The organism is Aquipuribacter hungaricus (assembly GCF_037860755.1).
Classification (GTDB): domain Bacteria; phylum Actinomycetota; class Actinomycetes; order Actinomycetales; family JBBAYJ01; genus Aquipuribacter; species Aquipuribacter hungaricus.
This window is the reverse complement of the sequence record NZ_JBBEOI010000153.1, coordinates 1-9,126: the sequence shown is the minus strand read 5'-3', so window position 1 is coordinate 9,126 and position 9,126 is coordinate 1. Positions and strand designations below refer to the sequence as shown.

Here is a 9,126-nt window from a genome sequence, read left to right as displayed (position 1 = left end):
GGCGCGTCAGGCGACGGGCGCGGGGACGGGGGTCGCCGCGGGCGGTCGGCGCGCACCGTCGAGCTGCGCGGCGGCCCCCGCGGCCACGACCAGCGCGACGCCGAGGACCTGCACCGCCGACGGGCTCTGCCGCAGGACCAGGAGGCCGAGCAGGACGCCGATCGCCGGCTCGACCGCCATGAGCGTGCCGAACGCCGTGGAGGTCATCCGCCGCAGCGCGAGCAGCTCCAGGGCGAACGGGACGACGGGCACCAGCAGCGCGAGCCCCGCCGCGACCAGCAGGACCTGGGGTGTGACGTGGCCCCACGCCTGGGGGACGCCGACGACGGCGGCGGTGAGCGCCGCGACGGGGATCGTCATGGACAGCCCGCCTATGCCGCTGAACCGGTCGCCGACGCGCTGGGTGAGGACGATGTACGACCCCCAGCCCACGCCGGCGACGGCGGCCAGCGCGATGCCGACGACGTCGGTGCGCCCGTGCCACGGCTCGGTGAGCAGGACCACGCCCAGCAGAGCGAGGGCCGGCCAGACCAGCGCGCGCCGGCTGTGGCTGCGGACGGCCGCCACGGTGAGCGGGCCGAGGAACTCCACCGCCACCGCGGTCCCCAGGGGGATGCGCTCGAGCGCCGCCAGGAACGTCACGGTGACCAGGCCGGTCGTCACTCCCAGGGCCAGCAGCACGGGCACGTCCGCCCGGCGCACCTGGCGCAGCGGCGGGCGGGCCACGGCGAGGAACACCAGCGCGCCGACGCTGAGCCGCAGCCACGCGGTGCCGGCAGGGCCGACCGTGCCGACGAGCCCCACGGACAGGGCCGAGCCGAGCTGCACCGACAGCATGGCGACCACGGCCGTGCCCCACGGCGGGACCGCCCGGCTCACGACCCCACCCCGGACCCCGCGGCCCCGGCGGCTGTCCCCGCCCCGAGCACGCGGCGCGCCCACCGGACGTCCGGGCCGAGGCCGCGCAGCCGGTCGAGCAGGTCGTCGAGGACGGCGTCGAGCGCGGCGTCGGTGACGGGGGCGAGGGCGTCCACGACGAAGAGCGCCGACGTCGTCCCCGGCTGCAGCCGCGTCCGCCGCCCCTGCCGCCAGTTCCACCGCCGGCAGGTCACGCCGGCGTCGTCCCGCCACACCACCTCGCCGGGCTCCGGGTGCTCGACCACGTCCTCGCCGCCCGCGGTGGTGTCGAACGGCTCGGTGCCCGTGGCGCGGACCAGGCGGGGCGGGCCGGCGTAGCGCGCCAGGTCCTCCCCGCCGAGCGGCACCCGGTGCAGCACCGACACCGCGTTGTAGAGGTCGGTCAGCCGGTCCACGCGCGGCAGCCCCGCGTCGGCGGCCCGCCGCAGCAGCGCCTCCACGCTGGTCCGGGTCCGCTGGGGCTTCGCGCCGAAGGCCCGGTACGCCTCGCGCCAGGCCGCGACGTGCGGCACGTCCTCGACGGGGCCGGCCGCGAGCGCCTCCCGGGCGGAGGCCTCGGCGCGCAGCAGCAGCTCCTCCCCGGCGGCGTCGCCCGGGGCGGGCACCAGCCCGTCGACGGCCAGCAGACCGGCGCGGTAGTCCGGGCGCAGGGCGTGCACGGCGGGGTCGACGGACGCCCGGTCCAGGACCAGCTCCAGCTCCTCAGCCACGGCCGGCCGCCGAGCGTGCGCCGGCCGTCGAGCGTGCGCCGGTCACGGGCTCGTGCACCGCGAGGCTGAACCGCGCCCCTGCGGCTCCTGGGGTGCCGGTGCCGGTGCCGGTGGCCGCGTAGGCGTGGTCGACGTCGCCCGGGAACGCGACGGCGTCCCCCGCGGCGAGCTCGTGGGCCGCGCCGTCGACCTCCACCGTCAGGGCACCGGACAGCACGTGGACGAGCTCGGTGGTGCCCGGGACGTGGCCCCGGCTGGCGTACCGGTCGCCCGCCGCCAGCGTCCAGTCCCACAGCTCGACGACGCCGGGCGCGCGGGTGCTCGCCACGAGCACGGCCCGTCCGCCGGCCTCGCTCGTCCACAGCGTGGCGCCGCCGCCGTGCCGGGTCACCTGCACCGGTCCGGTCGCGGGCGGCTCGACCAGGGCGGGCAGCCCGACGCCGAGCGCCTCCGCCACCCGCAGCAGGGTGCCGACGCTGGGGTTGGCCGCGCCCTGCTCGACGGAGACGAGCATCCGCCTGCTCACGCCGGTGGCGGAGGCCATCTGGTCGAGGGTCCACCGCCGCGCCTGCCGCTCGCGCCGCACCCGCCCGCCGATCGCGGCGGCGAGGTCCGCTGTCCTGTCCACGGGGTGCACCATACTGCACTACATAGTGCACCGAGACGGGGCAGGTCCGAGAGAGCGCTCTCGCCGCCGGCGCCCTGTCGGGAGGAGGGCGACGTGCGCCTGCGTTGATATCGTCAGCGCGGTGACCAGCACCGTGCCCGAGCCCAGGCCCGGGCCCGGCGGTGCCGGTCAGCTGCTCGCGCTGCTGCGCGACGGCGTGCCCCGCACCCGCTCGGAGCTCGCCGGCATGACCGGCCTGTCGCGGTCGACGGTCGCCCAGCGGGTCGACGCGCTGCTCGCCTGCCGCCTCATCGGCCCGGCCGGGGACGCGGTGTCCACCGGTGGCCGGCCGCCGACGCAGTTCGCCTTCGACCCCTCGTCGGGCCTCGTGCTCGCCGCCGACCTGGGCGCCACGTACGCCCGGCTCGGCGTCACCGACCTGGCCGGCCGCGTCCTCGTCGAGCGGCAGGACGACCTGGAGATCGGGGACGGTCCCGACCGGGTCCTGTCCTGGGTCGTCGACCGGGGGCGTGAGCTGCTGGCGCCGCTGGAGTCCCCCGGCCGCCGGCTCGTGGGGGTCGGGATCGGCCTGCCGGGACCCGTCGAGCACGCCACCGGCCGCCCGATCGACCCGCCGATCATGCCCGGCTGGGACGGCTACGACGTCGTCGAGCGGCTGCGGCGCGACCTGGGCGTGGTGGTCGCGGTCGACAACGACGTCAACGTCATGGCGCTCGGCGAGCGCTTCATCGCCTGGCCGGGGGTCGACCACCTCGTCTTCGTCAAGGTCGGCACCGGCATCGGCGCGGGGATCATCTCCGACGGCGAGCTGCGCCGGGGCGCGCAGGGGGCGGCGGGCGACCTCGGCCACATGCAGGTCCCGCGGGCGGCCGACGTGCTGTGCCGCTGCGGCAACAGCGGCTGCCTGGAGGCCGTCGCCGGCGGTGCGGCCCTGGTGCGGGAGCTGTCGGCGCGAGGGCTCCCGGTGCGCACGAGCCGCGACGTGGCCGACCTCGCCCGGCACGGCGACCTGGCGGTGGTGCGCGAGCTCCGCGAGGCCGGCCGGGCGATCGGCGAGGTGCTCGCCCACGTGGTGAGCATGCTCAACCCGTCGGTCGTCGTGGTCGGCGGCTCGCTCGCCTCGACGGGGGAGCACCTGCTGGCCGGGGTGCGCGAGGTGGTCTACCGGCGCTCGCTCCCGCTGGCGACGCAGCACCTGCGGATCGTGGCCAGCGGGACCGGCGAGCATGCCGGCGTCGTCGGTGCGGCGGTCATGGTCATCGAGCGCGTGCTGTCCCCGGACGAGGTCGACCGCACCCTCGGCTGACGCCCTGTCGGACGGAGCGCAGGTCGTGCCCGACGGCGGTACGGGGACACCCCCGGTGCCGGCCCGTCGGCGTGCGGGGCGCGGCCCGCGACGCCCGGCCCGGCGGTTCGTCGCGGCGCCACGGGGTACCCCGCGTCAGGACGACAGCACCGGACCGGTCGTCCCAGCCGTCACCAGGAGGACCCTCATGAGCCCGATCCCCACCCGCGAGGACAAGTTCAGCTTCGGCCTGTGGACCGTGGGCTGGCAGGCCCGGGACCTGTTCGGCGAGGCCACCCGGCCGGCGCTGGCCGGGGTCGAGGCCGTGCACAAGCTGTCCGAGATGGGCGCCTACGGCATCACGTTCCACGACGACGACCTCGTCCCGCCCGGCAGCAGCAGCAGCGAGCGCGACCGGATCATCACCGAGTTCAAGGGTGCGCTCGACGAGACCGGCATGGTCGTGCCGATGGTGACCACCAACCTGTTCGGCGACCCGGTGTTCAAGGACGGCGGGTTCACCAGCAACGACCGCTCCGTGCGCCGCTACGCGCTGCGCAAGGTCATGCAGAACATGGACCTGGCCGCCGAGCTCGGTGCGCAGATCTACGTGTTCTGGGGCGGGCGCGAGGGCTCCGAGGTCGACTTCGCCAAGGACGTCCGCTCGGCGCTGGACCGCTACCGCGAGGGCATCGACCTGCTCGCCCAGTACTCGATCGACAAGGGCTACGGGATGAAGTTCGCCATCGAGCCCAAGCCCAACGAGCCCCGCGGCGACATCCTGCTGCCCTCCATCGGGCACGCGCTGGCCTTCATCGCCGAGCTCGAGCACTCCGACATGGTCGGCATCAACCCGGAGACCGGGCACGAGCAGATGGCCAGCCTCAACTACACGCACGGCATCGCGCAGGCGCTGTGGGCGGGCAAGCTCTTCCACATCGACCTCAACGGGCAGAAGGGCCCCCGCTACGACCAGGACCTGGTCTTCGGCTACGGCGACCTGCTCCAGGCGTTCTCCACGGTGGACCTGCTCGAGAACGGCGGCGTCGACGGCGGTCCGACGTACGACGGCGACCGGCACTTCGACTACAAGCCGCTGCGCACCGAGGACATGGCCGGGGTGTGGGAGTCGGCGCTGGCCAACATGGAGATCTACCTGAGCCTGCGCGAGAAGGCCAAGGCGTTCCGGGCCGACCCCGAGGTGCAAGCCGCGCTGGCCGAGGCCCGCGTCGAGGAGCTCGCCCGGCCGACGCTGGGCGACGGGGAGACCTACGACACCCTGCTGCAGGACCGGTCGGCGTTCGAGGACTTCGACATCGACCGCGCCCGGGAGCAGGGGTACGGCTTCGCCCGGCTGCAGCGGCTGTCGCTGGAGCACCTGCTCGGGGTGCGCTGACCGGCGCCCCGACCGCGGGCGGCCGGGGGCGGGCCCGTCAGGCGCGCGCCCCCGGCCACCAGTTCCAGCGGCCGAGCAGCGTCATGGTCGCCGGCAGCAGCACCCCGCGCACGAGCGTGACGTCGAGCAGGACCGCCAGCGCCATCCCGACGCCGACCTCCTTGACGGCGACGAGCTCCCCGAGCGCGAAGCCCAGGAACACCAGGCCGATGCAGACGGCCGCGGCGGTGACGACCGGGCCCGACGCCGTGATCCCGGCGAGCACCGCGCGGGCGTTGGCAGCGCGGGCGCCCGCCGCGCTGGCCCGGCCGGGGTCGGCCTGCCACGCCTCGGAGATGCGGGCGAGCAGGAACACCTCGTAGTCCATCGACAGGGCGAAGACGAGGACGAACAGCAGCAGCGGCGTCGTCACGTCGACGGTGCCGAGCGGCTCGAAGCCCAGCAGCCCCGCACCGACGCCGTCCTGGAACACCAGGACGACCACCCCGAGCGTGGCGCCCAGCGTCAGCAGGTCGAGCAGCACGGCCTTGACCGGCACCACGACCGAGCGGGTGAGCGCCCCGAGCAGCAGCAGGGTGGGCACGACGACCACCGCGGCGGCCAGCGGGAGCCGGTCGAGGATGCCGTCCCTGGTGTCCACGAGCTCCGCGGCCGCCCCGCCGACCTGCACCGGGACGTCGGTCGGCAGCGCGCGCACCTGGCGGACCAGGCGCTGCGCCGCGGCGTCGGCGCTCGTCCCGGCGGGGACGACCTGCAGCACCGTGGTGCCCTCCGGCGGGGCGTCGGCGGGGCGGACCTCCTCGATCCCGCCGAGCTCCCAGACCTGGGTGCGCACGGCCTCGACCGCGGCGGGGTCGGTCGTCCCCACGAGCACCTCGAGCGGCTGCACCGCCGCGAGCCGGAAGTCCTGCTCGAGCACCTCGGCCACCTGGCGGGCCTCGGCCTCCGGCGGCAGCGAGCGGGCGTCGGAGGTGCCGAGGTCGAGGGAGAGCAGCGGCACGCACGCCAGCCCGAGGACCGCCACGCCCGCGACGGTGGCCAGGAGGGGTCGCCGCTGCGAGGCGACGGCCAGCCGCTCGAGCAGCCCCGCCCGCCGGACCGTGCGCCCGCGCCGCCACACCCAGGTCCGCGACCCCGGGGCCGGGACCCAGCGGTGCCCCACCGCCACGAGAGCGGGCACGAGGGTGACGCCGGCCAGGGTGACCAGCGCGGCGACCGCCACGCCGCCGAGGGCCATGGCCGCCAGCAGCGGCTCGCCGACGGCCAGCAGGCCGGCGAACGCCACGCCCACCGCGAGCCCCGACAGCACGACGGCCCGGCCGGCGGCGGCGGTGGTGCGGGCCACGAGCTCGACGACGTCGGCGCCCGGGTCCGCGTCCCGCTCCTCGCGGAAGCGGGAGACGACGAGCAGGCCGTAGTCGACCGCGAGGCCGAGCCCGAGCAGGGTGACGATGTTGACCGCGAACTCCGACACCGGGAGCACCGCGGTCGTCGCCGTGAGCACGAGCAGCGCCCCGCAGATGACCGCCAGGGCGGTGACGACGGGCAGCAGCGCGGCGCGGAGCCCGCCCAGGACGAGCACGAGCACGACGAGGACGAGCGCGACCGCGACGCTCTCGCCCCGCACCGCGTCGGAGACGGCCTGGTCGGCGAAGGCGCGCTCGGCCAGCAGCTCCCCGCCGACGAGGACCTCGGGCGCCCCGACCCCGCGCAGCAGCGCGGTGACGCGGTCGGCGACCTCCAGCGCGGCGTCGTCGTCCAGGGCCGGGTCGATGTCGACGACGACGAGCGACCGCTGCCCGTCGGGGGCGGCCAGGCCGCCCGCGGTGTAGGCGTCGGTGATCTCGACGACGCCGGTGACCTCCCGCAGCGCGTACGCGACGGCCGTCGCGCTGTCGACGAGCACCGGGTCGAAGAAGTCGGTGCCGCCGAGCAGGGCCACCACCGTGGCCGGCTCGGGCTCCACCTCCGCCAGCCTGGCCGCGACGACCGAGGACTCGGCGCCGGGGCGCAGGGAGTCCACGGTCTCGGTCCGGTCGAAGACCGACCCGCCGACGACGCCACCGACGACGGTGACGAGCGCCCAGACGGCGAGCACCACCCAGCGGTGCCGGGCGACCAGGCGCCCCAGCGAGGCCAGCAGCGTCCCCCTGCCGCCGGCGTGCGGCAGCGACCGGTCCTCCACGACGACAACCTAGACACCGGGGGCGCCCCGGCCGGGCCGGGTCCACGCCTCCCGTCCGGACGGGGGACCCCGCCCTGCGGCGGGGTCGGGGACCGGCCCGCCGGCCGGGGTGCGCGGGCGGCCCGGGGACGAGCGTGGTGGTCGTCAGCGGCGGCCGCCCGGCCGCCCCGCCAAGCACCCGAGGAGCACCCCGTGAGCCAGGACCACGACCACAGCGGCAGCACCACCGGCAGCACCGCCGGCAGCACCACCGGCAGCACCAGGACCTCCGGCAGCGTCCCCGCCGGCGGCACGACCAGGACCTCCGGCCGCGGCCGGCGGGCGGGCGTGCTCGGCGCGACCGGCGTCCTCGTCGCCACCGTCGCCGCGGGCGGCCTGTGGTGGGGGAGCGCCGCGGCCGGCACCGACGACCCGGCGCAGGCCCGCCTCGACGCCCTCGTGGAGTCCGGCTTCCCCGGCGTGCTCGCCACGGCCACCGACCCGGACGGCGCGGAGCGCACCCTCACCGCCGGCACCGGCGACGTCGAGACGGGCGACCCGGTGCCCGAGGACGGCGAGGTCCGCATCGGCAGCAACACCAAGACCTTCACCGCCACCGTCGTCCTCCAGCTCGTCGACGAGGGCCGCGTCGACCTGGACGCGCCGGTCGAGCAGTACCTGCCCGGGCTCGTGCGCGCCGAGGGGGTCGACGCCTCGGTCGTCACGGTCCGGCACCTGCTGCAGCACACGAGCGGCCTGCCCGAGTACACGACCGCCGTCGCCGAGGACGTCGTCGCGCTGCGCGACTCCTACCGCTCGCCGCGCGACCTGCTCGACCTGGCCCTGCAGCAGCCCGTGCAGTTCGCCCCCGGCGAGCGGTGGGGCTACAGCAACACCAACTACCTGCTGCTGGGCCTGCTCGTCGAGCGCGTCACGCAGCGGACGCTCGCCGAGCAGGTCACCGAGCGCATCGTCGAGCCGCTCGGGCTGGAGCGGACGTACTTCCCGCAGCCGGGGGAGCGGGAGCTGCGCGGTGAGCACCCGCGGGGCTACCACTCCGACCCCGACGGCGGGCTGCTCGACATCACCGAGCTCGACCCGTCGTGGGGCTGGGCGGCCGGGGCGATGGTGTCCACGCCCGGCGAGCTCAGCGAGTTCATGCTCGCCCTGGTCGACGGGGAGCTGCTGGAGCCGGAGACGCTCGAGCAGATGATGACCACCGTGCCGCAGGACGACCCGTTCTCGCCCGGGTCCGGTTACGGCCTCGGGCTGATCAGCTACCCGTTGAGCTGCGGCGGCGAGGTGTGGGGCCACGGCGGGGACATCCACGGCTACCAGACCCGGGGCGCCGTCTCCGAGGACGGCCGGGCCTGGTCGGTCGCCGTCACGGCGCTGCCGTGGGCGTTCGTCGACCCCACCGACGAGGAGGCCCTGCTGCCGCTGTACCAGGAGGTCGTCGACACCGTGGACGCCGCCTTCTGCGAGCAGGGCTGAGCGGGACCGGGCGGACCAGAGGGGGCTCCGTGGAGGGGAGGATGGGCGCCGTGACCCCGGAGCCGCGCCCCCGCCGCGCCGGTCGGCTGCGGCGCGGCCTGGCCCCGGCCGGCGTCGCGCTGGTGGGGGTCGGGCTCCTGGTCCTCGACCGGTGGGTGCGCGCGACCGACCCGGCCTGGGCGGAGGGCGAGCAGCTCCTGCCCGACCGCGTCGGCTGGCTGGTCGTGCTCCTCGTCCTGCTCCAGGCCGTGGTGCTCGCCGTCTGGACCGCCCGCCTGCCCGCGGCCCTGGTGGCCGTGGCCGTCCTCGATGCGGGCGTCCTGGCGCTGTCGGGCGGCCAGCAGAGCGCCAGCGGGCTCGCGGTGATGGTCGCGGTGTACCGGCTCGTGCGTTCCGGCGCGCCCGCCGCCTGGCGCTGGACGGCAGGGGTGGCGGCGGCGAGCGGGATCGCGGCCACCCTGGCCGTCGCCTCCGGCCCGCCGGCCACCGCGCGGTGGGCGGTCCCGCTGGCCGCGACCGGGGTGCTGGTCA

Annotated in this window: 8 protein-coding genes; 4 read left to right on the top strand and 4 right to left on the bottom strand. The window is 76.6% G+C overall.

Annotation, left to right across the window (positions count from 1 at the left end; translation table 11 throughout):
• Positions 1-6: 6 nt before the first annotated feature.
• The 3 genes from WCS02_RS14270 to WCS02_RS14260 are packed head-to-tail and all read right to left on the bottom strand — an operon-like array spanning position 7 to position 2,256.
• Positions 7-837, bottom strand: a complete 831-nt coding sequence (locus WCS02_RS14270) for an EamA family transporter (protein WP_340294363.1) — start codon at positions 835-837, stop codon at positions 7-9.
• 38 nt (positions 838-875) lie between these two features.
• The gene (locus WCS02_RS14265) at positions 876-1,628 is read right to left on the bottom strand and encodes a B3/B4 domain-containing protein (protein ID WP_340294361.1); all 753 of its coding nucleotides are present in this window, start codon (positions 1,626-1,628) and stop codon (positions 876-878) included.
• Positions 1,621-2,256 carry a helix-turn-helix domain-containing protein gene (locus WCS02_RS14260; RefSeq protein ID WP_340294359.1) on the bottom strand — a complete coding sequence of 212 codons (636 nt, stop codon included), beginning with the start codon at positions 2,254-2,256 and terminating at the stop codon, positions 1,621-1,623. The genes WCS02_RS14265 and WCS02_RS14260 overlap by 8 nt, the downstream gene beginning before the upstream one ends.
• 121 nt (positions 2,257-2,377) lie before the next feature.
• On the opposite strand from WCS02_RS14260, the gene WCS02_RS14255 reads away from it, so the two are divergent.
• Positions 2,378-3,562: an ROK family transcriptional regulator gene (locus tag WCS02_RS14255; RefSeq protein WP_340294357.1), complete on the top strand. Its 1,185-nt coding sequence runs from the start codon at positions 2,378-2,380 to the stop codon at positions 3,560-3,562.
• A gap of 187 nt (positions 3,563-3,749) precedes the next feature.
• Positions 3,750-4,937, top strand: a complete 1,188-nt coding sequence (gene xylA / locus WCS02_RS14250) for a xylose isomerase (protein WP_340294355.1) — start codon at positions 3,750-3,752, stop codon at positions 4,935-4,937.
• A gap of 37 nt (positions 4,938-4,974) precedes the next feature.
• Here the strand turns inward: xylA and WCS02_RS14245 are convergent, their stop codons facing one another.
• On the bottom strand, positions 4,975-7,122 hold the full coding sequence (locus WCS02_RS14245) for an MMPL family transporter (protein WP_340294353.1): 2,148 nt from the start codon (positions 7,120-7,122) through the stop codon (positions 4,975-4,977).
• 192 nt (positions 7,123-7,314) lie between these two features.
• On the opposite strand from WCS02_RS14245, the gene WCS02_RS14240 reads away from it, so the two are divergent.
• On the top strand, positions 7,315-8,595 hold the full coding sequence (locus tag WCS02_RS14240) for a serine hydrolase domain-containing protein (RefSeq protein ID WP_340294351.1): 1,281 nt from the start codon (positions 7,315-7,317) through the stop codon (positions 8,593-8,595).
• Positions 8,596-8,645: 50 nt separating this feature from the next.
• A partial coding sequence (locus WCS02_RS14235) for a hypothetical protein (RefSeq protein ID WP_340294349.1) occupies positions 8,646-9,126 on the top strand: 481 nt, incomplete at its 3' end.

Bases quoted from the DNA above. Each gene is read 5' to 3' on its own strand.
- xylA (WP_340294355.1), top strand. From the start codon at position 3,750: ATGAGCCCGATCCCCACCCGCGAGGACAAGTTCAGCTTCGGCCTGTGG.
- WCS02_RS14270 (WP_340294363.1), bottom strand. From the start codon at position 837: ATGCTGTCGGTGCAGCTCGGCTCGGCCCTGTCCGTGGGGCTCGTCGGC.